23 protein-coding genes are annotated in these 26,047 nt (G+C 60.3%); 15 read left to right on the forward strand and 8 right to left on the reverse strand.

Annotated features, from left to right (window positions below):
- Window positions 1-114: 114 nt before the first annotated feature.
- Window positions 115-1,680 carry an alkyl hydroperoxide reductase subunit F gene (ahpF, locus tag BT204_RS09385; RefSeq protein ID WP_072446583.1) on the forward strand — a complete coding sequence of 522 codons (1,566 nt, stop codon included), beginning with the start codon at window positions 115-117 and terminating at the stop codon, window positions 1,678-1,680.
- Between the two features lie 132 nt (window positions 1,681-1,812).
- Here ahpF and gloA read toward each other — a convergent pair whose 3' ends face one another.
- On the reverse strand, window positions 1,813-2,334 hold the full coding sequence (gloA, locus tag BT204_RS09390; protein ID WP_054919070.1) for a lactoylglutathione lyase: 522 nt from the start codon (window positions 2,332-2,334) through the stop codon (window positions 1,813-1,815).
- Between the two features lie 178 nt (window positions 2,335-2,512).
- Here gloA and BT204_RS09395 point away from each other — a divergent pair, with 178 nt between their 5' ends.
- Window positions 2,513-3,049, forward strand: coding sequence for a DUF4946 domain-containing protein (locus BT204_RS09395; RefSeq protein ID WP_054919069.1), 537 nt, complete (start codon window positions 2,513-2,515; stop codon window positions 3,047-3,049).
- Between the two features lie 111 nt (window positions 3,050-3,160).
- Here the strand turns inward: BT204_RS09395 and BT204_RS09400 are convergent, their stop codons facing one another.
- Together BT204_RS09400 and BT204_RS09405 are read right to left on the reverse strand one after the other, a co-directional pair.
- A complete protein-coding gene (locus BT204_RS09400; protein WP_014718508.1) occupies window positions 3,161-3,526 on the reverse strand; it encodes a histone-like nucleoid-structuring protein, MvaT/MvaU family in 366 nt (121 codons plus the stop codon).
- 194 nt (window positions 3,527-3,720) lie between these two features.
- The gene (locus BT204_RS09405; protein WP_072446585.1) at window positions 3,721-5,265 is read right to left on the reverse strand and encodes an EAL domain-containing protein; all 1,545 of its coding nucleotides are present in this window, start codon (window positions 5,263-5,265) and stop codon (window positions 3,721-3,723) included.
- A 293-nt stretch (window positions 5,266-5,558) separates the two neighbouring features.
- On the opposite strand from BT204_RS09405, the gene BT204_RS09410 reads away from it, so the two are divergent.
- The 5 genes from BT204_RS09410 to BT204_RS27310 are packed head-to-tail and all read left to right on the forward strand — an operon-like array spanning window position 5,559 to window position 11,384.
- A complete protein-coding gene (locus tag BT204_RS09410; RefSeq protein WP_054898434.1) occupies window positions 5,559-6,119 on the forward strand; it encodes a fimbrial protein in 561 nt (186 codons plus the stop codon).
- 45 nt (window positions 6,120-6,164) lie between these two features.
- Window positions 6,165-6,947: a fimbrial biogenesis chaperone gene (locus BT204_RS09415; RefSeq protein WP_034127487.1), complete on the forward strand. Its 783-nt coding sequence runs from the start codon at window positions 6,165-6,167 to the stop codon at window positions 6,945-6,947.
- Between the two features lie 2 nt (window positions 6,948-6,949).
- Window positions 6,950-9,571 carry a fimbria/pilus outer membrane usher protein gene (locus BT204_RS09420; RefSeq protein ID WP_072446587.1) on the forward strand — a complete coding sequence of 874 codons (2,622 nt, stop codon included), beginning with the start codon at window positions 6,950-6,952 and terminating at the stop codon, window positions 9,569-9,571.
- Window positions 9,571-10,320: a fimbrial biogenesis chaperone gene (locus tag BT204_RS09425; protein WP_054919065.1), complete on the forward strand. Its 750-nt coding sequence runs from the start codon at window positions 9,571-9,573 to the stop codon at window positions 10,318-10,320. The genes BT204_RS09420 and BT204_RS09425 overlap by 1 nt, the downstream gene beginning before the upstream one ends.
- Before the next feature lie 17 nt (window positions 10,321-10,337).
- Entirely contained in the window at window positions 10,338-11,384 is a 1,047-nt protein-coding gene (locus BT204_RS27310) for a fimbrial protein (RefSeq protein WP_139271495.1), read from the forward strand.
- Here BT204_RS27310 and BT204_RS09435 read toward each other — a convergent pair.
- Window positions 11,375-12,262 (reverse strand): LysR family transcriptional regulator, encoded by an 888-nt coding sequence (locus tag BT204_RS09435; protein WP_054919063.1) that lies wholly within the window; start codon window positions 12,260-12,262, stop codon window positions 11,375-11,377. The genes BT204_RS27310 and BT204_RS09435 overlap by 10 nt on opposite strands.
- Window positions 12,263-12,339: 77 nt before the next feature.
- Here BT204_RS09435 and BT204_RS09440 point away from each other — a divergent pair, with 77 nt between their 5' ends.
- From BT204_RS09440 to BT204_RS09470, 7 genes are all read left to right on the forward strand, one after another.
- Window positions 12,340-13,260, forward strand: coding sequence for a DMT family transporter (locus BT204_RS09440; protein ID WP_072446589.1), 921 nt, complete (start codon window positions 12,340-12,342; stop codon window positions 13,258-13,260).
- Window positions 13,261-13,506: 246 nt separating this feature from the next.
- Complete coding sequence (gene hppD / locus BT204_RS09445) at window positions 13,507-14,583, forward strand: 4-hydroxyphenylpyruvate dioxygenase (protein ID WP_034127483.1); 1,077 nt, start codon at window positions 13,507-13,509, stop codon at window positions 14,581-14,583.
- Between the two features lie 234 nt (window positions 14,584-14,817).
- Entirely contained in the window at window positions 14,818-15,381 is a 564-nt protein-coding gene (locus tag BT204_RS09450) for a fimbrial protein (RefSeq protein WP_034127482.1), read from the forward strand.
- A 93-nt stretch (window positions 15,382-15,474) separates the two neighbouring features.
- Window positions 15,475-16,266 carry a fimbrial biogenesis chaperone gene (locus BT204_RS09455; protein WP_239695914.1) on the forward strand — a complete coding sequence of 264 codons (792 nt, stop codon included), beginning with the start codon at window positions 15,475-15,477 and terminating at the stop codon, window positions 16,264-16,266.
- Between the two features lie 68 nt (window positions 16,267-16,334).
- The gene (locus BT204_RS09460; RefSeq protein ID WP_060764754.1) at window positions 16,335-19,007 is read left to right on the forward strand and encodes a fimbria/pilus outer membrane usher protein; all 2,673 of its coding nucleotides are present in this window, start codon (window positions 16,335-16,337) and stop codon (window positions 19,005-19,007) included.
- 64 nt (window positions 19,008-19,071) lie between these two features.
- Window positions 19,072-20,106 (forward strand): fimbrial protein, encoded by a 1,035-nt coding sequence (locus BT204_RS09465; protein ID WP_080757688.1) that lies wholly within the window; start codon window positions 19,072-19,074, stop codon window positions 20,104-20,106.
- A complete protein-coding gene (locus BT204_RS09470) occupies window positions 20,103-20,885 on the forward strand; it encodes a fimbrial biogenesis chaperone (protein WP_052199965.1) in 783 nt (260 codons plus the stop codon). The genes BT204_RS09465 and BT204_RS09470 overlap by 4 nt, the downstream gene beginning before the upstream one ends.
- Here BT204_RS09470 and rarD read toward each other — a convergent pair.
- The 3 genes from rarD to BT204_RS09485 form a co-directional block, all read right to left on the reverse strand.
- Window positions 20,854-21,735, reverse strand: a complete 882-nt coding sequence (gene rarD / locus BT204_RS09475; protein WP_034127481.1) for an EamA family transporter RarD — start codon at window positions 21,733-21,735, stop codon at window positions 20,854-20,856. The two genes, BT204_RS09470 and rarD, sit on opposite strands and share 32 nt — an antisense overlap.
- 36 nt (window positions 21,736-21,771) lie before the next feature.
- Window positions 21,772-22,782, reverse strand: a complete 1,011-nt coding sequence (locus BT204_RS09480; RefSeq protein ID WP_072446592.1) for an aldo/keto reductase — start codon at window positions 22,780-22,782, stop codon at window positions 21,772-21,774.
- Between the two features lie 76 nt (window positions 22,783-22,858).
- Complete coding sequence (locus BT204_RS09485) at window positions 22,859-23,761, reverse strand: LysR family transcriptional regulator (RefSeq protein ID WP_057975870.1); 903 nt, start codon at window positions 23,759-23,761, stop codon at window positions 22,859-22,861.
- A 101-nt stretch (window positions 23,762-23,862) separates the two neighbouring features.
- Between BT204_RS09485 and BT204_RS09490 the strand changes: the two genes are divergently transcribed.
- The gene (locus BT204_RS09490; RefSeq protein WP_054898443.1) at window positions 23,863-24,567 is read left to right on the forward strand and encodes an SDR family oxidoreductase; all 705 of its coding nucleotides are present in this window, start codon (window positions 23,863-23,865) and stop codon (window positions 24,565-24,567) included.
- Between the two features lie 48 nt (window positions 24,568-24,615).
- Here the strand turns inward: BT204_RS09490 and BT204_RS09495 are convergent, their stop codons facing one another.
- Window positions 24,616-25,926 (reverse strand): MFS transporter, encoded by a 1,311-nt coding sequence (locus BT204_RS09495; protein WP_072446594.1) that lies wholly within the window; start codon window positions 25,924-25,926, stop codon window positions 24,616-24,618.
- Between the last annotated feature and the right edge of the window lie 121 nt (window positions 25,927-26,047).

The following is a 26,047-nucleotide window of genomic DNA, read 5'->3' on the forward strand; positions in this document are numbered from 1 at the left end:
CAAGGGCGGGTATCCGCACTTAAGTAAGCTGCATCCGCCCTCAAAACGCCCGGGCGAGATTCGCTCGGGCGTTTTTTTGTCTGCAATAAACCGAATGAACAGGAAATCGCCCGTATGTTGGACGCCAATCTTAAAGCTCAGTTGAAGTCATACCTGGAACGGGTCACCCAGCCGATCGAGATCGTCGCCTCCCTCGACGACGGTGCGAAATCCCAGGAAATGCTTGCTCTTTTGCAGGACGTAACCAGCCTATCCACGCTGATTACTCTGAACACCGATGGCAATGATGCGCGCAAGCCATCGTTTTCCATCAACCGCCCGGGTGCCGAGATCAGCCTGCGTTTCGCCGGTATCCCCATGGGCCATGAATTCACTTCGCTGGTGCTGGCCCTGCTGCAAGTCGGTGGCCACCCGTCGAAGGCCAGTGTCGAAGTGATTGAACAGATCCGCGCCCTCAAAGGCGAGTTCAGCTTCGAGACTTACTTCTCGCTGTCGTGCCAGAACTGCCCGGACGTGGTTCAGGCGCTGAACCTGATGGCCGTGCTGAACCCGAACATCCGCCACGTTGCGATTGATGGCGCGCTGTTCCAGGCTGAAGTCGATGAGCGCCAGATCATGGCGGTCCCGAGTGTCTACTTGAACGGGGTCAACTTTGGCCAAGGCCGTATGGGCCTTGAAGAAATCCTCGCCAAGCTCGACACCAGCGGTATCGAGAAAGCCGCGGAGAAAATCAGCGCCAAGGATGCCTTCGACGTCCTGGTAGTTGGCGGTGGCCCGGCCGGGTCTTCGGCTGCCATCTATGCGGCACGTAAAGGTATTCGTACCGGTGTGGCGGCTGAACGCTTTGGTGGCCAGGTGCTGGACACCATGTCCATCGAGAACTTTATCTCGGTACAGGAAACCGAAGGGCCGAAACTGGCCAGCGCACTGGAAGCCCATGTGCGTCAGTACGACGTGGACATCATGAACCTGCAACGCGCCAGTAGCTTGATTCCGGCAAAAAATGCCGGTGAGCTGCACGAAATTCGCTTCGAAAGCGGTGCGACCCTCAAGTCCAAGACCGTGATCCTGGCCACAGGCGCGCGCTGGAGAGAGATGGGTGTGCCCGGTGAGCAGGAATACAAGGCCAAGGGCGTATGCTTCTGCCCGCATTGCGATGGCCCGCTGTTCAAGGGCAAGCGTGTGGCGGTGATCGGCGGCGGTAACTCCGGCGTAGAAGCGGCCATTGACCTTGCCGGTATCGTCAGCCATGTCACCTTGCTTGAATTCGACAGCAAGCTGCGCGCCGATGCCGTGTTGCAACGCAAGCTCTACAGCCTGCCGAACGTGGATGTGATCACCAGCGCGCTGACCAGTGAAGTCAAAGGCGATGGCCAGAAAGTCACCGGCCTTGCCTACAAGGACCGCGACACTGGTGAGTTCAAGACCATCGACCTGGAAGGCATCTTTGTGCAGATTGGCTTGCTGCCCAACACCGACTGGCTCAAAGGCAGCGTAGAGCTGTCGCCGCGTGGCGAGATCATTGTCGATGCCCGTGGCGAGACTTCACTGCCTGGCGTGTTCGCCGCCGGAGACGTAACGACTGTGCCGTACAAGCAGATCGTGATAGCAGTAGGCGAGGGCGCCAAGGCTTCGTTGAGCGCGTTCGATCACTTGATCCGCGCCTCTGCTCCGGCGTAATCCTGGGCTGCAAATAAAAAACCCCATGAGCGATCATGGGGTTTTTCTCGTTCCCACGCCCGGCGCGGGATTCTCGTTCCCACGCTCCGCATGGGAATGCATCCGGTGACGCTCCCCGTCACGCAGTGCTTATTACATCGGCGCCGGCTGGATGATCTCCACCCAATAAGCATCCGGGTCTTTGATGAACGCGAGGCTCTTCATACGGCCATCCGTCAGGCGTTTCTGGAAGTCGCAACCCAAGGCTTCGAAACGTTCGCACGCCGCGACAATGTCCGGCACCGAGATGCAGATATGACCAAAACCACGCGGGTCGGTGTTGCCGTTGTGGTAGGCAAAGTCGGCATCGTTTTCGGTGCCGTGGTTGTGGGTCAGTTCGAGAATGCCCGGAATCGACTTCATCCACTGAGTGCGCTCGGCCGCGTCGGCCGGGATCTGGGCCTTGTCCACCAGGGCCAGGAAGTACAGGCTGAATTCGGCTTCCGGGAAGTCACGTTTCTCGACCAGGGAGAAACCCAGGATGCGCGTGTAGAAGTCCAGCGACTTGGTGATGTCCTTGACCCGCAACATGGTGTGGTTGAACACAAAGTTCGCCGTGGCGCTGTCGGGTTGGGCAGTGACGCCCGGGAAGGTGTTCAATTCGTGCAGGCTCATGGGCCCTCCAGAAAAAATGTGAGATGAGCGGTCCATTGGCTTGCGGCCTGCGTCCATGCAGGCGGGCCATGATACGCAAGCCGCACCGGGTGCGCCAAATGAAAAAGCGCGCCCAACCCTTGCAGTCAGCGCGTGCCGGGCCGCACACTTTGCCGCTGGAACCTTGGGTGTTATTGCAATGATCGAGTTTCGTAGGCCACTGTTGAGTGCTGTGTGCGTGTTGTTGGGCAGCCCGTTTGTGCTGGCCGCCGAGCCGGAAGTCCATTGGCCCAGCGGTTGGCAGGTCGAGGAAGTAGTGCCTGACGGCGAGCTCCTTGCCAAACCCCAAGCAGTGTCCCGGCAGCGAGCGATCAAGAATGATGAAAATGGCGCCACGTTGATGGTGATGGAGTTGACCGGAACGCCGATTGAGGCCGGCCATAAAGTTAATCTTCCCGGCGTGTTGCTGGAGATGCGCAAGTCGATCCAGAAAGACTTTGCCCGTGGTGGTTATCAAAGCGTGTGCAGCAAAATGCACCCCACGACATTGAGTCGTCTTGATGCGCTGGAAACTACCTGTGTGATTACCGAGAACGGTCGACACGTATTGTCGCAAACATTAGTCGGTGCGCTGGATGTCGACAAAGCCTATGTTTTTTCATACGCAGGCCAGGCGCAAGCGTACGAGGCGAGCAAGGAGGAAGTCAGTCTGGTGCGCAACAGTCTGAAACTTTGACAGGTTCAAGCTGAGCGAATTTGAACAATACGAACCCTGAGTTAAGTTCGATTCCGAACCGTTAGAGCAAAAAAAGCCCCGCGTATGCGGGGCTATTTTTTAGTACATGTTTCAGCCACGAAGCCAGGAGTCTACAGTGGCGGCGCCGTACTGCTCTTTCCAGGCTTTGAGGCCGCGGTGGTTGCCACCTTTGGTCTCGATCAGCTCGCCGGTGTGCGGGTTGTGGTAAACCTTGACCACCCGTGCGCGGCGCTGTTTTGGCGCCGCGGCGGCCGGTGCGCCGCCTTTGCGTGGCGCTGGATCGAGGATGGCGATCACATCGCGCAGGCTTTTGTCGTATTTGCCCATCAGCGTCTTGAGCTTTTCTTCGAATTCGATTTCTTTCTTCAGGCCAGCGTCGTTCTTCAAGGATTCCAGCTGGGCAAGCTGCTCTTGAAGGGCTTTTTCTGCTGCGCGAAATTCGGCGAGTCTGGACAAAATATATACTCCAATAATGTAGTTGCTGATATCAACTGCAGACAAAGCTATAAGCCAAGAACGTTAAGCCACGTCAACGAAAAAGACCCTTCTGCGAGTTCTGCACAGGCAGAAAAAATTGTAGTAGTTAATTCATCTCGAGTAAATCATGTCTTTTAAAGAAAGACCAATCTTTCATGGTAGGTGGTACGCGGCTATTCAACGATACCCAACGATTTAATGAATTCATCGCAGGGTAATGGTCGACCAAACAGGTAACCCTGTAGGAAATCCACGCCCTGGGCAACGAGGTATTCACACTGTTGGGCTGTTTCTACGCCTTCGGCAACAATGCCTAGATCCAGCTTGACCGACAACTCTATGATGCTGTCTAGAATATGCCGCGACAGCGCATCCGCACCGATCATGGCGACAAAGCTTTGATCGATCTTCAAGTAGTCGACATTGAAATTGCGCAAATAGCCCAAGCTGGAGTGGCCGGTGCCGAAGTCATCAATGGCGATCATGACCCCCATTTGATGCAGCGCCTCGAACAGGCGGCGGGTGGTCTCGGTGGGTTCGATCAGTTCCCGCTCGGTCAACTCCAGCACCAGGGTGACCTGGCCGGGTGGGAACGCGGCGAGGAATTCCCGACAGTCCTGCACCAGCGCCATGTCCTGGCAATGGCGCGCTGTGATGTTCACGCCAATATGAAAGCCAGGGCTGAAGCGTGCGGCATGGGGCGCCAATTGCACGGCGGTCTGGCGCAGCAGGGCACGGGTCATCGGCACGATCAGGCCAGAGTCTTCGGCCAGGGGAATAAACAAGTCCGGGCGTACCAGGCCTTCTTTGGGATGCTTCCAGCGCATCAGGACCTCACAGCCGGCCCATTGGCGTGTGTCACCCCGTACCACCGGTTGGAAATACGGGATGAACTCATTGGCTCCCAAGGCGCGTTGTAACTCGTGGGTCGGCGCGGACGAGCGTTTTTGCAGCCAGTGAGCGAGCAGCCCCGCCAATATCCCGAAGAACACCACCAGGCTGAACAGCGCCGGATACCGCGCCTGCATGTAGCGCCAGACTTCACCCTCGGGCATCCCGGCCTCGACACTGTATTGATAGCGCTCGGAAGCCAGGCGTTGTGGCGCCACGGCAAATACCGGCAGCGCGCCTTGATGCACCTTGCCGTCGGCACCCAGCCAGTTCGGGCCGACGTGCAGTACCAAGTGCGCGTAACGGCTGATCAGGCGCAAGGCGTTGGTGAGGTGGTAACCGTCAACCGAGGCAAACGCGCCTTGATCGCCTTCCACCAGGCGATACACCAATAGCGCGGTATCGGGTGTAACGGGGTTGCCATTCATCAACCACAGGCGCCCATCGACATAGTCGTCCGGGTTGACGGGCGATTGGTAGCGACCGCCAAACAACGAACTGCAATAGATGTTTTTCTGCCAGGACAGCGTCGTGGCCCGCACAAACGGCCGGCGCGTGACTTGTTCACGTAGCGCCAACTTGGCGACGCTGTCACAAGGTTTACCGGCCAGCGGCAGCAAAGCTTGGGCAGCGATGGCGGTATTGTCCAGCATCAGGTCGAACTGGCGCACCGCTTCTTGAGCGGTTTGCGCTGTGCTTTGCTCGAGCGTGCGTTCGGCTTGCCAGTAAAGAATTACCACCCCCAACAGAATGGGCAGCAGCCCGCACAGGGTGCTGATGAAATAGCGTGCGGCTGGGCTTCGTGGGCCTTTGACGGTCAGGGGCATGGGAGCAGTCAATCGTGAAAAAGAGAGTGGACTCTGCCGATGATAGATGGCATTGCACGGGGCTGCTCACTTGTTTAACGCCTACTGACCTAGCCGTTCGGTCAGTTGTGGCGGGCACTTCAACTTGGCAACATAAACTTCATTGCAAAACGTAAGACTCGGTAGCCCTTAATCCCTACAGCCTCTTTCATAGCCGCTCAGCCCAATTTTGGCGGGAGGGCCGCGTCTCGCCCTTCGATTGATGAGTCATGGCTTGCAACTCTTTCACTGACATTCACGAGGAAGTATCTGTAATGAAAACTATCGCATTGGCCGTTGTATTTCTGGCGGTCACCGGCGTTGCCGCTCTGCCTGTTGTCGCCGCAGACGGCAAGATCACCTTGACCGGTGAAATCACCGGCACCACTTGCAGCATCAGTGGTGGCACGGGCTCTGCGCCCGGCACCAGCCCGGACTTTTCGGTGCCACTCAACAAGGTCCAGGCCAGCGCGCTCAAGGCGCCCGGCCAGACTGCCGGGGCGAAACCCTATTACATCCATGTCGGTTCCTGCCCGAAGGATACGACCGTCGCCGTGATGTATGAGAGCAGCAGCCCCGCGATCAATCCGGCGACCGGTAACCTGGTCAACCAGGCACCCGCCAAGCCGACGCCTGCCACCCTCGTTGAGGTGCAACTTGTGGATGGCGTCACCCACCAGCCCATGGATTTGCGCCTGGGCCAGAACTCCAGCCCCGCGAAAGTCCCGGCAAGCGGCGAGGTGTCGCTGCCCTTTGCTGCCCAATACATTGCCACGGGCACTGCTACGCCAGGCCCGGTCAGTACGCAAGTGCTGTATTCGGTGACGTTCCCCTGATCGAGGCCCCGTTGCCTGGCCGTGCGCCAGGCAAGGACAGACGAAATGCTTGCCCGGACATTGCTAGTGACCCCCCTGCTGAGCGCACTGCTGACCAGTGTCGGGTTGCTGTCCGCCGCTCACGCCGGCGTAGTGATCGACGGCACGCGGCACATCTATCCGCAGCAGCGTCGAGAAATCACGCTGCGCCTGACCAATGACGATCAGCGAGCGCCGCGCCTGGTCCAGGTGTGGCTGGACCAGGGCGACCCGGCGCAAGACCCCACCGGCAGCGACGTGCCGTTCAGCCTGTCGCCGCCTGTGTTTCGCATGGACGCGGGCAAAAGCCAGGTAGTGCGACTGGTGTATACCCAGGACCCACTGCCGGATGACCGCGAATCGTTGTTCTGGCTCAACGCCCTGGAGATACCGCCCAAGGTCAACGTGGCACCGGGCAGCCCGCAAGAGGCCCCTTCGAACCACCTGCAGTTCGCTTTTCGTATCCGCACCAAAGTGTTTTTCCGCCCGGCCCAATTGCCGGGCTCCGCGGACGAGGCGCCCACCCACTTACGCTGGACCCTGCACCGGAGTGCCCAGGGACCGCTACTGGAAGTGCACAACCCATCGGCTTATCACGTGACCTTCAATGAGGTTGCCTTGGCCATGGGCTCGGGCCCGGGTGCTCGCCTGTTACCGGCGGGAGAGGGCATGGTGCCCCCCGGCGGGAGCCTGAAGCTGCCCGTCAAGGATGTCGCACAAGCAATACCCGCCGACGCCCAGGTGCATTTCAAATACATCAATGATTACGGCGCATTCTCCGTGCCGCAGCGTGCTCCCCTGAAGTTCTGATCATGTATGCCTTATTGCAAATACCCGTTCACCGCTTTACGGCCTGGCTGTTTGCCAACCCCAACTTACTGCTGTGGCTGGGCCTGCTCAGTACCTTATTGATGTCGGCAGAAGCCGCGCCACTGGTGTTTGACATCGAGGCGTTCGCCAGCGGGCTGTCCTCTTCGGCAGATATCTCACGCTTCAATACCAGCAACGTGTTGGCGCCAGGTGTCTACCGCGTAGATGTGATGCTCAACGGGCAATCGATGGGACGCCGCGAGATCACCTTCGTCCCCCTTGCCGGACAGGACGACGCCCAGCCTTGCCTGAACGCTGCCGAGCTTGGCCAACTGGGGGTTTCTGTGCAGGCGCCGACGGATAACACCGAGCATGCCTGCCGGGATTTTGCCGAGTGGATACCCATGGCCAGCAGCCGCGTCGATATCGAGACCCTGACCCTGGATGTCAGCATCCCGCAGATCTATATCAACCGTTCCGCGCGCGGCTCCATTGACCCGTCTGAATGGGACAATGGCATTGACGCCGCGCTGCTCAACTACAACTTCAGTGCCGCGACGGCGACAGCGGGCGCCGGTGAGGATCGTGGCTACCTGGGCCTAAACGGCGGCCTCAACCTGGGCGACTGGCGGCTGCGCCATCAGGGTGGGCAGGCATGGGCATCCGGTAGCGGCCTGGCGCGTTATCAACACACCGCCACCTACCTGCAACGGTCCCTTGCCGCCTGGCGTTCACAACTGACCGTCGGTGACAGCTTCAGCAGTGGCCAGATCCTCGACGGTGTGCGTATACGCGGCATCACCCTGGCCACCGATGACCGCATGCTTGCCCAGTCGCAACAAGGCTATGCGCCTCAGGTGCGAGGCATTGCCGACAGCAATGCAACGGTGACAGTGCGCCAGAACGGCTACACCCTTTACGAAACCACAGTGGCCCCGGGGCCGTTTGTCATCGATGACCTGTACCCCACCGGGTATGGCGGCGACCTGCACGTCAGTGTCACCGAGGTCGACGGCCGGCGCAGCAGCTTCGTGGTGCCTTACGCCGTGGTGCCTTACCTGCTGCGTGACGGTGCCAGCCACTACAGTGTGACCTTGGGGCAGTTGCAGCAATACGGCGTCAGCGATGCCAGCCCGCTGATCTTGCAGGGTACGCTGCAGCATGGCCTGGGCGATCGTCTGAGCGCCTATGGTGGCAGTACGCTTTCCCAAGGCTACGGCCAGGCCAAGGCCGGCCTGGCGATGAGCACTCCGATTGGCGCGTTCTCCCTCGACAGCACCTACTCGCGCACTCAGGTTCGGGGGCTGGGCGTAGTCGGCGGGCAAAGCTGGGGCCTGGCCTATAACAAGAACCTGCCGTTCTCGGGAACGCACTTTGCGCTGGGCGCCTATCGTTTCTCCACGGCCGGGTACCTGAACCTGCCTGATGCGCTCAATGTGCGGGAACTGGCCCGCCAAGGGGGGAGTATCAACAGTTACGCCAGGCAGAAAAGCCGCCTCGACCTGACAATCAGCCAGCAGTTGGGCGCAGGCTCGCTGAGCCTGTATGGCAGCTCCATCGACTACTGGGCGGGCCGCCAAGGGCGCCAGACATCCTTCACCCTCAGTTATGCGGCTAATTGGAAGTCACTCAACTGGAACCTTTCGGCGCAGCGTTCGCGTGTCAGTGAAACCCATCAATTGAACGATCACGAGCGCAGCGACGAAATCTTTTTTGGCCGGTCGGCGCAAGCCGGGCGCGTGGATAATCACCTGGTTCTGACACTGTCCATGCCATTGGGCGCAGGAACGCGTGCGCCAACCCTGAGCAGCAGCCTGTCGCACGATGCTGGCGATTCACGCGGCAGCCAGCATCAGGTGGGAATCAATGGTTTGCTGGGTGACACCGGTGAAGCCAGCTACGGGCTGACTGGCAGCCGTGGCACGGGCCACCAGCAAGGCTCCAGCTTCAATGCCTACGCGGGCTATCGCAGCCGGGCTGCAAGCCTGCGGGCCGGCTATGCCCAGGCCCGCGACAGTTCGCAACTATCCATGAGTGCCGATGGCGGGCTGATAGCCCACGAGGGTGGCGTGACTTTCGCGCAAAACCTCGGTGAAGCCTCGGCACTGGTGTATGCGCCGGATGCACAAGGTGCCCGGCTCGGCAGCAGCGGGGCGCGTATCGATAAGCAGGGTTATGCTGTGCTGCCAGCCCTCAGGGCTTATCAGCGCAATGAAGTAGATATCGATCCCGAGGGCATGCCCATGGATGTCGAACTCAAGGAATCGAGTCACGCCGTGGTGCCGACGCTGGGAGCCGTCTCACTGGTCAGGTTCGAGACCGTCAGTGGCCGTGCCGTGGTGATCAAGGCCACTCATATGGGTGGCAAGCCGTTGCCATTTGCCGCGCAAGTGTTTGACGAGCGCGGCGTCGAAATCGGCGTGATCGGCCAGGCTGGCAAGGCTTTTGTGCGCGGGGTTGCCGACCAGGGGCGGTTGACGGTGCGCTGGAATGCAGGGGCGGCTGACCAGTGCTTCATCCATTACCGTTTGCCGCCGCGCAGGCCCGAGCAACGCCAGGAAAGCGCGGACCAGTTGGTCAGTCAATGTGCCGACCATGGTGATGCGGACGAGGAGCGCAGTTGATGACTCATCGATTGCTCCGCGTGCTGCTTGGCCTGGCCCTGGCGGTGCAGACAGTATTGGCCCATGGGGAAATCGTCATTGACCGCACGCGCATCATTTACCCGGCCAGCGCCGCTGGGGTAACGGTCAACCTGCACAATGAGGCCGACGGCCCGCGATTGGCCCAGGTGTGGATCGATGCGGGCGACCCGCAGGTCGCGCCCGAGTCCAGTGATGTGCCCTTTACGGTGACCCCGCCGATCCTGCGCCTGGATGCCGGCAAGCACCGCGCATTGCGGGTGATGTACCACGCGACCCAAGACAAGGCCATGGCCGTGCCTCAGGAGTTGGTGTACTGGCTGAATGTGCTGGGGATCCGCCCGTCTGTCGACACCGGCAACCAGCTGCAATTTGCCTTTCGCACACGGATCAAGCTCTTCCTGCGCCCGGACGCGTTGCCAGGCCAAGCGCAGCAGGCGGTGGATACGTTGCAGTGGCGCCTGGCGGGCGACGGCCCGGTCCTGCAGGTGCGCAATCCCAGTGCCTTTCATGTGACGCTTTCCAGCGTATTGCTGACCGTGGATGGCGTCGAGTACCACAGTGAGGCCCCGCCGATGCTGTTGCCGCGCTCGGTTGCCCGCATCGTGCTGGAGGGCCCGGCGCCGTGGGGGCAGGGTACGGTCGCGCTGCGATTTACCACCCTGGATGACCATGGCATGACGCGTACGCACACAGTGTCTTTGGGGCACACGAAGGATTTGGCGATATGAACGGTGTCCGGCAATTTATGTTCAGGTTTTTACAGATTGGCGTGTGCTTGAGTATTTGCGCAGTCGCGATGGACGCACAGGCGCATTTCAATGCAGGCGTCTGCACCCCCCAAGCCCCGGTGACGCTGTTCGTCCCGCCCATCACCCTGCCTGACAACCTGCAGGTGGGCGAGGCGATTGGCTACCCAAGTGGCTATGACTTCGCCGGCAATGGCTTTGTCATGCGGTGCCGCTATACCGACTGGCCATTGTCGCAGCCGGTGTCGGCCAACCTCAGCGTGGTCAATTCGCAGGCAACCGGCATGACGTTCAACGCAAATGGGCTGACGTTGCCCGTCTATGCGACCAGCTACCCTGGCGTCGGGTTCGTCATGATGGCCGGGGATCCGTCCCAGCATTTGAAGGTCATCACCCACACCGGCGTCACGCTGTTGGACACCAAGCACAACAAACCCAATGGCTGGGGCCTGCAAGGGCGCGTGTATCTGGTGGCGACGGGCCCGATCACCTCGGGCACCATCCCTGGGAACACAGTCGCCAGGTATATGCTGACCAATGTCAATATCGAAAGCCCCGGCGCTGCCTCGGTCAACTTTGCCGATACGGTGATATTGCCGCCGCAAAAGCCAACTTGCCGGGTGACCACGCCGTCGCTTGCAATGCCGCTGGGGCAGGTGCCCAGCCGTGATTTCAAGGGAGTAGGCAGCAGCGCCGGCAGCGTTAGTCGCGACATAACCCTGGACTGTGCCGGCGGCACCGGCGGCATCCTGGATGTATGGATCACCGTGACTGACCAGACGGAACCCGGCAACCGCAGTAACCAGTTGTCCTTGACCCGCAACTCGCACGCCCGCGGCGTCGCCCTGCAATTGCTCAGTGGCGATCGGTTGGTAAGCTATGGGCCCGATTCCTCCGGCGTGGGCAACCCGAACCAATGGCAGGTCGCAAACACGGGCAACGGCACCCTGACGATTCCCTTGACCGCCCGTTATGTTCAGACCGCGTCGACCATCAAGCCTGGGACCGCCAACGGCCTGGCCTCGTTTACCCTGAGTTACCGGTGAGCCCCGGGATCAGGGTACAGCGTTTGCGCCAGTGCGATAAACGCCAGGGTTGCGGGAGAGGCCTGGCGGCGATCCAGCACCGCCAGGCCTATGCGGCGCGGTACGCCCGGCGACAACGGGCGGGCAACGTAGCGCTGGTCGGCATCGGCCGGCAGTGAGCCCTGGGCCACGATACTCAGGCCGTCGCCGCGGCTGACAGCTTCCAGGGTAGTGAGTAGCTGAGTGCAGCGATAACGCACTTTAGGTTGCAACTGCGCGTCACCAAACAAACGCGTGACCAGCTCTGCTGAGCCTGCCTCGGTCAGGATGAACGGGTCATCGCACAACGCTTTCAAAGGTACCGCCATGCTTGCCGCCAAGGCATGGCCGACCGGTATCAGCGCCACCAGTTGGTCTTCGAGCAGGGCCACGGTGTCGAAGCGTTCCTGCTCCAGTACCACGAAGCCCACATCCACCCGGCGCTGATCCAGCCATTGAATGACCTGCCGGTCCGGCCCTTCGTCTACATGCACCTCGATACCCGGATAGTCCCTTCGAAAGTGGCTGAGAATGGTCGGTAGCAAACGGTTCGAAGCGGTGGGGCCGAACGACCCTATACGCAATGTCCCGCGCTTCATCCCGCGGGCATCGGCGGCTTCCTGCTGCAAGGTGTTGGCCAGGCCCAGCATGCCCCGTGCGCGCCCAAGTAACTGCGCGCCGATATCGCTCAGTTCCACCAGGGTCTGGTGCCGGCGAAACAACTCTACCCCCAGTTCCTGCTCCAGGGCCTTGATCGCATGGGACACCGCCGATTGGCTGATGCCCAGGCGATGCGCCGCACTGGTGAAGCCTCGGAGTTCGGCGACCAGGGAGAAGATTTCCAGCTGGGTCAGGGTCATGAGTAAAGCCTTGTTTTACGATGACAGATCATTAGTAAAAGAATAGTCCCATCCTTTCTCACGTTGAGCACATTCTTATGCATGCCCGCGAAGGCCTCACTTACCTGAAGCTGGCCGCTGTCACCATGATCTGGGGCGGGACCTTCGTCGCCGGGCGCTTTCTGGCCGATCACGTGGACCCGCTGCTCGCGGCCTGCCTGCGGTTTATCCTGGCCAGCCTCGCGTTGCTGCTGTTCCTGGCCTGCGCGCGCATCCCACTGGCGCGCCCAACTACAGGGCAAATGGCGCGGCTGGTACTGCTGGGCCTATGCGGCATCTTTTTCTACAATCTGTGTTTTTTCTATGGCCTTCACTACATCAATGCGTCGCGGGCGTCGTTGATCGTGGCATTGAACCCGGCAGTGATCGGCCTGGCGTCCTGGTTGTTGTTCAAGGAGCGCCTGGGCCGGGCCAAGTGGCTGGGTATCGGGCTGTGCCTGCTGGGGGCGGCTGTGGTGATCGTGAGCCGCAATCCCAACCTCATGCAGGGGGCCCGCAACGCTTGGATCGGTGACCTGTTGATCCTGGGCTGCGTAATGGCCTGGGGGGCCTATTCGCTGCTGTCTCGGGAACTCAACCAGACGTTGGGGCCGGTGCAAACCGTCACTTGGTCGGTGCTGTGGGGTACGCTGATGTTGACCCTTGCCACCCTCGCCACCGGTCGGCTGACGCTGCAAGGTTTCAGCGCGCTGCAGCTGGCGCAGTGGTACAGCCTGCTGTACCTGGGTGTGCTGGGTTCGGCCCTGGCCTATATTGGTTACTACGACGGCATCCGGCGAATCGGCGCGACCCGCTCCGGGGTGTTCATCGCCCTCAACCCGCTGACAGCGGTGATATGTGGCGCGTTGCTGCTGGACGAAGCCTTGACGGTGCCGATGCTGGCGGGTGGCGCGGTCATCCTGTTGGGCATCTACCTGTGCAACAAACCCCTTGCGCGGGGCAGGGCAATGGGGATTTGATAAGAGTACGGACAAACCTGGTTACGCTGTGTAGAATCAGTTTACGCATACAAGAATATGGACTTGCGCTCACGCAAGCCTCGGCCGTCAGAGACTGATGACACCATGAAGCTACTTGGCTCCCCCCTCATCTTTGGTGACTTCCTCGCCCGCAGCGTGCGAGGCCTTTCTTGTGCGCCACCCTCCAGCCTCATCCTTGCTTGCAACTAAACAATTGCTACCCACAAGAATGATGAGGCACCGAACATGACCGACCAACTCGACAACCCAATGGGCCTGATGGGCTTTGAATTCATCGAATTTGCATCGCCCACCCCAGGCACCCTGGAGCCGATCTTCGAGATCATGGGTTTCACCAAAGTGGCGACCCACCGTTCCAAGAACGTGCACCTGTATCGCCAGGGCGAGATCAACCTGATCCTCAACAACGAACCCGATAGCCTCGCTTCTTACTTCGCGGCCGAGCATGGCCCGTCGGTGTGCGGCATGGCGTTCCGCGTCAAGGACTCGCAACAGGCCTACAAACGTGCCCTGGAGCTGGGCGCCCAGCCGATCCACATCGACACCGGCCCGATGGAGCTGAACCTGCCGGCGATCAAAGGCATTGGCGGTTCGCCGTTGTACCTGATCGACCGGTTCGGCGAAGGCAACTCGATCTACGACATCGACTTCGTCTACCTCGAAGGGGTTGATCGCAACCCGGTAGGCGCTGGCCTGAAGGTCATCGACCACCTGACCCACAACGTCTATCGCGGGCGCATGATCTATTGGGCCAACTTCTACGAGAAGCTGTTCAACTTCCGCGAAGCGCGTTATTTCGATATCAAGGGCGAGTACACCGGCCTGACCTCCAAGGCCATGAGCGCGCCGGACGGCAAGATCCGTATCCCGCTGAACGAGGAGTCGTCCAAGGGTGCCGGGCAGATCGAAGAGTTCCTGATGCAGTTCAACGGTGAGGGTATCCAGCACGTCGCGTTCCTCACCGACGACCTGGTCAAGACCTGGGATGCGCTGAAGAAGATCGGCATGCGATTCATGACGGCGCCGCCAGACACGTATTACGAAATGCTCGAAGGCCGCCTGCCGAACCACGGTGAACCAGTGGACCAGTTGCAATCGCGCGGCATCCTGCTGGACGGCTCGTCGATTGCCGGTGACAAGCGTCTTCTGTTGCAGATCTTCTCGGAAACCCTGATGGGCCCAGTGTTCTTCGAGTTCATCCAGCGCAAAGGCGACGATGGGTTTGGCGAGGGCAACTTCAAGGCACTGTTCGAGTCGATCGAGCGCGACCAGGTGCGTCGTGGCGTATTGACCGCCGACTGATCCATGTGAGGCCGGGCAGGCTGTTCCGGCGCTTCAAGCACAGGCTCCGTATCGAAAGGTACGGAGCCTTTTTTTTGCCTGCCAAACAGGTCCGACCGATCTTGTAACAGACAAATCCTCGGGGCAGGGGAACGGCGTCGTCATGGCTTCCACTCAGGAGTGACGCAAGAGCTGATCTTCTCCTGTGTCGCAACCTTGCGTTTCGCGAACCCCAATTGTGAGGAAAGACTGATTATGACAAAACAAACTCTGGCGGCTGCAGTGCTCGCTTTGTGCGGCTTCGCTGCCAGCTCCGCGCATGCGGCAGACGGTACCATCACGATCACCGGCTCGGTCAGTGGCACCACCTGCACCATCAGCGGCGGTACCGGGGCCTCGCCAGGCTCAGGCGCCAACTTTCCGGTAGTGCTTGACCGCGTACAAACCTCGGCTCTCAAGGCAGCAGGCGATACGGCAGGCGCCAAGCGCTACTTTGTGTATGTGGGCGGCTCGGGCGGGTGCCCGGACGGTACCAAGGTCGCCGTACGTTATGAACCGACCAGCCCTGGCATCAACCCGGCAACCGGCAACCTGCGTAACACGGCAACGGCGACACCCGCCTCCCGGGTAGAGGTACAAATTCTCGATGGGGCTTCCAACACGCCAATGGACTTGCGCACAGGTAATAACTCGACCGTTGCCACCGTTACCAGTGGTCTGGCGACCTTGCCGTTTTACGCACGCTACATCGCCAACGGCGGAGCGGCAGGCGCGGGCAATGTCACCAGCAGCGTGCAGTACTCGGTTACCTTTCCTTGATGCAGCCAGGCTGATGACCACTGCGTTTGTTGCCTGAGATCCTCGCTCGACCCAGTGGTCGGGCGCAGGACAACCGTTTTCAAGGATTACCTGATGCAGGATTTACTGATGATCTTGAGTCGCCGTGTGGTGCGGGTCGCGCTGAGCCTGGCCTTGGGGATGGCATCGCACACGGTACACGCGGGAGTGGTTATCGACGGTACGCGACAGATTTACCCCGAGCCGCGACGTGAGGTCACCGTGCGAGTAACCAATGATGACAAACACGCGCCCCGCCTGGTCCAGGCGTGGCTGGACGCGGGTGACGCGCAGGAAGCGCCGACACTGAGCGATGTGCCTTTCGTCCTTTCTCCTCCGGTATTTCGCCTGGACGCCGGCAAAAGTCAGTCCATGCGCCTGTCCTACACCAAGGCACCGCTGCCGACGGATAGAGAGTCGCTGTTCTGGTTGAACGTACTTGAAGTGCCTGGCGCTACCAGTGAGTTTGACCCCACGCTTGAAGACAGCCAGCGGAATCACTTCAAGTTCGCGTTTCGTATCCGCACCAAAGTGTTTTTTCGTCCGGCGCAGTTATCTGGAACACCCGAGGAGGCGCCTGGGCTGTTGCGCTGGTCCGTGGAACGGGGCGCCCAAGGCAGCGTGATACAGGTGCATAACCCCTCGGCGTATCACGTCACCTTCAACGACATTGTCCTGCTCATGGGCTCTGGTCCCGAAGCGGAAAAACTGTCCCTGACGGAGGGCATGGTGGAGCCAGGAGGCACGTTGAAGATGCCGGTGCCGAAAGCCGCGAAGGTAATACCCGCCGATGCGCGGGTGGATTTCACTTATATCAACGATTTCGGCGGCTTTTCATCCGCGCAGCCTGCTGTATTGCACCGCTGAACGCGGCCCCGAAACGTTGCTGATGGCAAGCAAACGTACATTTCTCAGCGTCCACTGAAGTCATAACTATGCCTAGTCACATCCAAGTACGGGTGCATCGCTGCGCCCCGATTTTGCCATTCCAGCATCGCACGATAATGCTGGGCGGTCTGATGAGTGCGGCCGTGATCGCCAGCGATGTCGCGCTTGCGTCTGAGTTGAGCTTTGATCTGAACGCATTCTCCAGTGGCCTGGCGTCATCGGTTGACACGTCACGGTTCAATACCAGCAACCAGATGAGCCCTGGCATATACCGCGTAGATATCGTAGTCAACGGCCAGACCCTGGGGCGCAGGGAGGTGGAGTTTGTTGCGGCCCATGCAAAGACCGGGGCGCAGCCGTGCTTGAGTCGTGAAGTATTGGAAAAAATCGGTATCGCGATGGATAAAGTCGATACTGATGCCCATGGGCGCGAACTCTCGAACCCTGCCGCCGCCGGCCAGTACTGCGGCGACCTGGGGCAGTGGATTCCGATGGCATCCAGCACGTTCGATCCGGGTGCACTCGAGTTGGCGGCCAGCGTGCCGCAGGCCTACATGAAGCGTTCCATGCGCGGCTACATTGACCCCGAGTTGTTGGATGAGGGCATTGCCGCCGGGCTGCTCAATTACAACTTCAGTACCAATACGGTCACCGCAGGTGAAGGTGACGGTCGTACTTACCTGGGCCTCAATGCCGGTATCAACCTGGGTGCATGGCGCTTGCGACATCAGGGCGCCCAGGCCTGGAGCAACCGCACTGGCTTTGAGACTTATCAGAACACGTCCACTTATGTACAGCGCAGCATCATCCCCTGGCAGTCACAACTGACCCTCGGAGACACCTTCAGCAACGGACAGATTGTCGACGGGGTGCGCGTGCGGGGCGTCACTCTGGCCACCGACGACCGGATGCGCCCGCAGACGCAGCAAGGTTACGCACCGCAGGTTCGGGGGACGGCCGACAGTAATGCAACGGTCACGGTCAGCCAGAACGGCTACACCATTTATGAGACCACGGTGCCGCCCGGCCCCTTTGTTATCAGTGACCTGCATGCCACCGGCTACGGTGGTGATTTGATCGTCAGCGTGACCGAAGTCGACGGGCGTCGGAACACCTTCGTCGTGCCGTACTCGGTGGCCCCGCAGTTATTGCGCGCCGACGCGACAAAGTACAGCGCCACCTTGGGTAAGGTGCAGCAAAAGGGCGTTGATGCGAAGGGCGCCAACGTCTTTCAAGGCACTTTGCAGCACGGTTTGACCGATGATCTGACGGTCTACGGTGGCGGTAGTGTTTCCAAAGGCTATGAACAGGGAAAGCTCGGTATCGCGTTGAATACGTCCTTCGGTGCGTTCTCTCTGGACACTGCCACCTCCCATACCGAGGTGCCCGATCATGGGCGCCAGTCCGGGCAAAGCCTGGGGCTGGGTTACAACAAAAGCCTGCCGGCCTCGGGTACGCATTTTGCGCTGGGTGCGTATCGGTTCTCCACCGAGGGTTACCTGAACCTGCAGGATGCACTGAATGTGCGCGAAATCGCGAGCCGGGCAGGTGACATCAACAGCTATGCCCGGCAAAAAAGCCGGCTCGACATGACAGTCAGCCAGCAGTTGGGTATCGGCACCTTGAGCTTGTACGGCAGCTCCGTCGACTATTGGGGAGGACAGGAAGGGCGCCAGGTTTCATTCACCGCCAGCTATGGCTCGACCTGGAACAAGGTCAACTGGAACCTGTCGGCACAGCGTTCCAGGGTCCAGGACACGCGACAACTGACCCAAAGCGAGCTCAGCGACGATGTGTTTTTCGGGCGTATCGGCCAACCCGGACGTATCGATAACCGCTACATGCTCACACTGTCGATGCCGCTGGGGGGCGAATCGCGAGCGCCGACGATCAATACTTCGTTCTCCCGGGACACCGGTGATACACGGGGCAGCCAGCAGCAGGTGGGCATCAACGGGTTCCTGGGCGAGGACACCGCGCTCAACTACGGTGTTTCAGCCAGCCGCGCAACCAGTGAAAGCACGCACTCCGGCCAGTTCAACACCTATGCCGGCTATCGCACGGATGCCACCCAACTGCGTGCCGGATATAGCCAGAGCCGCGATAGCTCGCAGCTTTCGTTTGGCGCCGATGGTGGGGTGGTCGTTCATGCCGAAGGTATCGCGTTCTCGCAAAGCCTAGGCGAAGCCTCGGCGCTGGTGCATGTGCCAGGTGCAGAAGGGGCCAGGCTCGGGGGGAGCAGCGGTGCACGGGTCAACAGCAGCGGGTTCGCTGTCGTGCCCAATCTGACGGCGTTCCAGAATAATACGGTGGAAATCGATCCGGAAGGCATGTCGATGGATGTAGAGCTCCAGGAGTCGACGCGCAACGTCGTACCGACCTCGGGCGCAGTATCGCTGGTCAAGTTCGACACGCTCAGTGGCCGGGCGGTACTGGTCAAGGGCGTCCACGAGAATGGCAGCCCGCTGCCATTTGCAGCACAGGTATTTGATGCGCAAGGGCGTGAGGTAGGCGTGGTGGGGCAGGCCAGTAAAGCCTTCGTCCGAGACATCCCGCAGGAAGGTCGTCTGACCGTCAAGTGGGGCAGCAAAATCGCCGAGCAGTGCGATATCTACTACCACATGCCGCCAATCACCGAGGGCCAACGACAGGCCACTACCGATTACCTTCAGGGGGTGTGCGTGGCAAGCCAAGGGCGCCAGGTTGCGGGGCAGCTATGAGTGAGTGCCGATGGATGACTGTTGCGGCGCATGACTTATTCGATATGACAGAGGTGTTGTTTTCATGACTAGGTTTTCACTTGCCAGCGTGGTGCTGGGAGGATGGATGGTGGCGCTGGAAGCTCAAGCGATCACCTGTGCCCCCGGCCCGGCGGTGAATATTTCCATTCCCCCGATCACGGTTGCGGCCGGGCAGCAAATCGGGCAGGTGGTCGGGTCCGCCAATGGCTATCGCTTCGACAGTCCTCCATCGTCCGCGCTTCGGTGTACCACACGAATTGCTTTAGGGGCACAGGCCAGGCTGGCACTGGTCAATAGCACGCCGACGGGCCGGACATTTTTCGCTAGCGGGCTTTCAATGCCAGTGTATGCCACCAATGTGCCTGGGGTGGGGTTTGCCCTGATGGCGAGGGACCCGAACCGGCCGTTCATGGCCATCAACACGGCAGGTGTCACACTCATTGTTGGAGATGCCAGAGCAAGGCCCATCGTCCTTGGGCTTGATACCCGAATTTATTTTGTCGCCACAGGCGCCATAACGGGTGGCACGATCACCGCCAGAAACATTGCAAGGTATACGATCACCGGCACGCCCATCACCGGCGCTGGCTATTACGCAGTGAACTTCTCCAACGTCACCATCAATGCGCCACGAAAACCCACCTGCAGGGTCTCAACACCTTCGGTCGCCATGCCTATGCCGGCCGTGGCTGCTCGTGATTTTCGCGGCGTGGGCAGCTTCGCCGGCAGCGTGACCCGCAATATCACACTGTCATGTGCGGGTGGCATCGGCGGGGCAACGCGTGACGTATTTGTGACGGTGACAGACCAGACCGTGCCGGCTAATCGCAGCGACGTACTGTCCTTGACCCGTACCTCTATGGCCAGTGGCGTTGCTCTGCAATTACTACGGGGGAACACGCTGGTGCGCTACGGGGCTGACTCCACGACGATTGGGAACCCGAATCAGTGGCTGGTCGGCAGTACTGGCAATGCGACTGTCCAGATCCCTTTGACCGCACGTTATATCCAGACCGCCTCCTCGATCCGTCCCGGCAGCGCGAACGGGTTGGCGTCATTCACAATGAGCTACCGATGAGCAGCGCGCTTTGGCGCGGGGGCCTGGGCGTGCTGATGAGCTTGCAGGCAATCGCCGTGCAGGGCGAAATCGTGATTGACCGCACGCGTGTCATCTACCCGGTTACCGCGCGCACGGTGGTGGTCAATCTGCACAATGAGGCTGACGGTCCGCGCCTAGTGCAAGCGTGGATCGATGATGGCGATGCGATGGCGGCCCCCGAGAACAGTGATGTGCCGTTCACGATTACGCCACCCATCGCCCGTATGAACGCGGGTACCGGGCGCGCCTTGCGGATCATGCATGATCAAACGCCAAAACAGGTGGCCGACCGGGAGTCGGTGTACTGGCTGAACGTACTGGCAATCAGACCGAGCGTTGAGGCATCCGATGAAACCAACGCCCTGCAATTTGCCTTTCGTACGCGGATCAAGCTTTTCCTCCGGCCCGCCCAATTGCCGGGAAAGGTGCAGGACGTGGTTCATGCGCTTCAATGGTGCCTAAGCCGAGGGGACGACGTGGGGTTGGAGGTGCTCAACCCCACGGCGTATCACGTGACCTTGTCTGGTGTGGTTTTGACACTCGGTGGTGTGGAGCATCACAGCGAAGATCCGCCGATGGTTGCACCTTATGCTACTGCACGGGTTGCGATACCTGAGTTGCCTAGCGGCGACCTATCCGGCCCGCAATTACAGTTCACCACCTTGGATGATGATGGGGCTACTCAACATCATCAAGCACAGTTGCAGTTTGTCGACTGTTCGTCGGTCAAACCCTACGCTGCCGCACCAGATGCTTGAACCCTTCGAACACCAGCACCATGACCGCGATCCAGATCGGGATGTAGGTCAGCCATTGGCCTGCCTTGATCCCTTCACCCAGCAGCAGCGCCACCACCAGCAACAGCACTGGCTCGACATAACTGAGCAGCCCGAACAGGCTGAACGCAAGCAGCCGGCTGGCGATGATATAGCTCACCAACGCCGAAGCGCTGATCAGACCCAGTATCGGGATCAGCGCATACAAATTGGGGTGGGCATCCATCACTGCGAAGCCCTGTTCGCCGCTTTGCACAAACCACCATGCCACCGGCAGCATCAGCGCCATGTCCAGCCACAGGCCGCCCAGGTGGTCGGTCTTGAGGTATTTACGCACGATAAAGTACAGCGGGTAACCGATGATCACCACCAGCGTCGCCCAGGAGAACCCACCGGCCTGGTATAACTCGTTGAGTACACCGAGCCCGGCAAAAAAAACCGCGATCTTTTGCAGGTAGGAAAGCTGTTCGCCCCACACCAGGCGCCCGGTGAGCACCATGGTCAGCGGCAGCAGGAAGTAACCGACCGACACATCCAGGCTGCGCCCGTTCAGTGGCGCCCACATGAACAACCACAGCTGCACGCCGAGCAAGGCCGACGACACCAGCACACCGCCGATCAGCCGTGGCTTGGCCGCGAGCATGCGCAGCAGTTCCCAGACCCGGCGCCACTCGCCGCTGACAAGCATGAACACCGTCATGCAGGGCACGGTGAGCAACATGCGCCAGCCGAAAATCTCCAGGCCACTCAAGGGCGTTAGCAGTGATGTGAAGTAATACATCACGGCAAACAACACCGAAGCCAAGACCGATAACACCACACCTTTAGACACGTTGTCCTCGCGAAAGCCAATTATTGCGCGGGTAGTCTACAGGCGTGCCAATCGACCGGATACAAAATGCCCGACATCGTTGAAGCCGGGCGAGGACGAATGCCCCGGCGTGACCAGCGAATCAATGAACGCCTCGTCTTCAGCGCTGATCTTCACCGCCAGCGCCCCGGTGTAGGCGTCCCACTGCGCCTCGGTCCGTGGCCCGACAATCGCCGAGCTTACCGCCGCATTGTTCAGCACCCAGGCGATTGCGAACTCGACGATCCCCACGCCACGCCCTTGGGTGTATTGCTGGATCTGCTGGGCAATGCGCAGTGATTCAATTCGCCACTCGGTTTCCAGGATGCGTTTATCCTGGCGCGCGGCACGGCTGCCGGGCTCGGGCGTGACATCCGGTGCGTACTTGCCGCTGAGGACCCCTCGGGCCAGTGGACTGTACGGCACCACTCCCAAGCCGTAGGCCGCTGCAGCGGTGATCTGCTCGGCCTCGGCCTGGCGATTGACGATGTTATACAACGGCTGGCTGATGATGGGTTTATCGACGCCCAGGCGTTCGGCCACGCGAATCACTTCAGCGATGCGCCAACCCCGGTAGTTGGACAGGCCCCAATAGCGGACCTTGCCCTGGCGGATCAGGTCACCCATGGCGGACACGGTGACCTCCAACGGCGTGTCGTGGTCTTCGCGGTGCAGGTAGTAGATGTCCAGGTAGTCGGTATCCAGGCGTGCCAGGCTGGCGTCCAGCGCGTTGAACAGACGCTTGCGGCTCAAACCGCTGCGGTTGGGCACGCCATCGGTAGGGCCGAAGCCGACCTTGGAGGCCACCACCCAATCCTGGCGGTTGCGCGCGATCGCCTCACCGACGATTTCTTCGGAGCGCCCGCCTGTATACAGGTCCGCCGTGTCGATGAAATTGATGCCCTGGTCCCAGGCCTTGTCGATGATGCGCAGCGAATCTTCGGTGCTGGTCTGTTCGCCAAACATCATGGTGCCGAGGGTCAGAGCGCTGACCTTTAACCCGGACTGGCCCAATGTGTGGTAATTCATGCAAAGCTCCTCACGGAAATGTAAGTGATGCAATACCAGACCCGAGCGCTCTGGAACAAGCCCTGGGGGCATTTCTTCATGTGCGTAGCAAAGTCAGGCAGCGGGCCTGTAAAAAACGGTGCAGCACTTTCACGCGTTCCGACACTTGCAGGCGGTGCGGGCACATCAGGTTGAACGGCGAGGGTTCGCCTTGCCAGTCGGGTAGCAAGGGTACCAACCGCCCAGCCTGGATATCACGGGCCACATCCAGGTTGGCCTTATAGGCAATGCCATGCCCCGCCAACGCCCAGCGGCGGACAATCTCGCCGTCATCGCTGAGGTAGTCACCGCTCACCTCGACTTCTTGAAGCAACGCCCCCTGGCGGAAATACCAGGTGCTATTGGCCTGGCCCCGGCGCATATAGCGCAGCGTGCTGTGGTGGGCCAAATCTTCGGGCGTATGCGGAGTACCGTGGCGCGCCAGGTAGTCGGGGCTGGCGCAGGCAATGCGATGGTGATCGGGTACCACCGGCAGGGCCACCAGGCTGGAGTCTCTAGGCACGCCAAAGCGCAAGGCGATGTCGACCGTGTCGCGAAACAAGTCGGCATTGCTGTCGTTGAGCAACAGTTGCAGACGGATGGTGGGGTGCTCCAGCTTGAACTCATCCAGCCAGCCCAGCAGCACATTGCGACCAAAGTCCGAGGGCGCGGCCAACTGCAATAAACCACTGAGGCTTTGGCCCTGTTGCTTGATGGCGTGCTCGCCGTCCGACAGCGCCTCCAGTGCCACCCGCACACTGTCCAGGTAACGCCGGCCTTCTTCGGTCAGGCGCATGCTGCGGGTGGAGCGGGCGAGCAGGCGGATGCCGAGGCGGGTTTCAAGGCGCTTGAGGGCAATGCTGGCCGCCGCCGGCGTGAGGCCAAGGCCACGGGCGGCGGCCGTCAGGCTGCCGGTGTCCGCGCTGCGCACGAAGACTTCAAGGTCGAGAATGGAGCTCATTGATAAAAATCCTTTAAAGATCTTGTCGTTTTACCCGGATTTTTCATCGATTACCAAGCTGGGAAGATGAACGCTCACTTTCTGACCCAGGTAGTTTTCTCATGACCTCTTCTCTGAGCGGTAAAACCATCATCGTCATCGGCGGCAGCAGCGGTATCGGCGCGGCAGTGGCCCAGGCAGCCTTGGCGCGAGGCGCGCATGTGATCGTGGCCGGGCGCCGCTTGGCGCCAGGTTCCGACAGCGGGCTGCGCAGCGAGCCGGTGGACGTCACCGACAGCGCCTCGTTAACGCAACTGTTCGAAACCGTGGGGCGCTTTGACCATCTGGTCTACACCTCGGGGCCTTCGGTGCGGGCCAAGCCTTTGATTGAAACAGACCTGGATGAAGCCCAGGACAACTTCGATGTGAAGCTCTGGGGCGCACTACGCGCCATTCAACACGCGCTGCCCTTTTTGCACGAACAGGGCAGCATCACCCTGACCTCGGGCCAGTTGGGGCGCAAGTTGGCGGCAGGGCAGTTCATCAAGACGGGCATTAACGCTGCGACCGAGGCCTTGGGCAAACAACTGGCCAAAGAACTGGCGCCGCGTCGAGTCAATGTGATCAGCCCTGGGGTGATAGACACACCGGCCTATGCAGGGCTTGGCCAAGAGCAACGCTTGGCAATGTTTGCCAAGGCGGGCCAAGGGTTGCCGGTTGGGCGGGTGGGGCAGGCTGAAGAAGTGGCGGCGGGGTATGTACTGGCCATGGAAAATGGCTTTATGACCGGTGCGGTGGTTGATATCGACGGTGGCGGCCTGTTGTAAATACATGGTCCAAGTGGGAGGGAGCAGATCCCTCCCACGTTGAAGGCGTCAGGCCTTGAGCGTGCGCGTCATCCGCAATGCCAGAACACTGCCGCCCACAATCACCGCCGCCAGCAGGTACAACGCCACATCCGTAGACCCGGTGGCATCCTTCACAAAACCCACGATATACGGGCTGAGAAAACCCGCCATCTGCCCCATGGAGTTGATCAACGCCAAGCCACCCGCCGCCGCACCCGCGCTGAGCATGGCGGTGGGCACGGGCCAGAACATCGGCAGGCCGGTCAGGGCGCCCATGGTGGCGATGGTCAGGCCGAGAATGGCGATAGCGGGCGTAGTGGCGAAGTTAACGGCGATCACCAGGCCAATGGCGCCCATCAACATCGGTACCACCAAATGCCAGCGGCGCTCCTTGCGCAAATCGGCAGAGCGGCCCACCAGCAACATGAACACCGCCGCCAACAGATACGGGATCGCGCTGAGCCAGCCAATCACCAGGTTGTCGCTGAAGCCCATGTTCTTGATGATCGACGGCAGCCAGAAGTTGATCGCATACACCCCACTCTGGATGCAGAAGTAGATCAGACCGAATGCCCAGATCGCCGGGTTCTTGAACACTTCGGCCAGGGAGTCGCTGGTGGTTTTCGGCTTGTTTGCCAGGTCTGTGGCCTGGTCCGCTTCCAGTACCGCACGCTCGTGGGGTTTGAGCCACTTGGCGTTGGCGAAGCTGTCACTGAGCAGGAAGTAGGCGAGGGCGCCGAGGATCACGGTCGGGATGCCTTGCAGCAGGAACATCCACTGCCAGCCCGCCAAGCCACCTTGGCCTGCGGCAAAGTGATTCAGAATCCAGCCGGAAAACGGGCTGCCGAGCAAACCGGACACCGGGATCGCCGACATGAACAGTGCCATGATTCGCCCACGGCGGAAGGTCGGGAACCACTGCGAAAGGTACAACACCACGCCGGGGAAGAAGCCCGCTTCAGCGGCACCGGTGAGCAGGCGCAGGGTGTAGAAATGCGTGGGCGTGGTCACAAACAGCAGGCATGTGGAGAGCGTACCCCACACGATCATCATCAATGCGATCCAGCGCCGCGGGCCAAAACGGGTCAGCGCCAGGTTGCTCGGCACGCCGCATAGCACGTAGCCGATAAAGAAAATCCCGGCTCCCAGGCCGTATACGGTTTCACTGAATTTCAACGCGTCGAGCATCTGCAGCTTGGCAAAGCCAACGTTTACCCGGTCGAGGTAATTGAACAGATAGCAGATAAAAATGAAGGGGATCAGGCGCAGGGTAATGCGCTTGTAGATGGCGTTTTTATCGTCATCGCTGGCCAGTGCGGCAGTGGCGCTCTGTGACATGGGATTCTCTCTTTATTATGATTTTTCGCGGTGCGAGGGTAACGTTGACCGCCCTGACAGTCTCGGTGACGTGATGGGCAACTGTCTTTGTGCCGGCGCACAGTCAAGCCATCTTTGCGCT

The sequence above is a fragment of the Pseudomonas sp. NFPP02 genome, assembly GCF_900119355.1.
Lineage (GTDB): Bacteria > Pseudomonadota > Gammaproteobacteria > Pseudomonadales > Pseudomonadaceae > Aquipseudomonas > Aquipseudomonas paracarnis.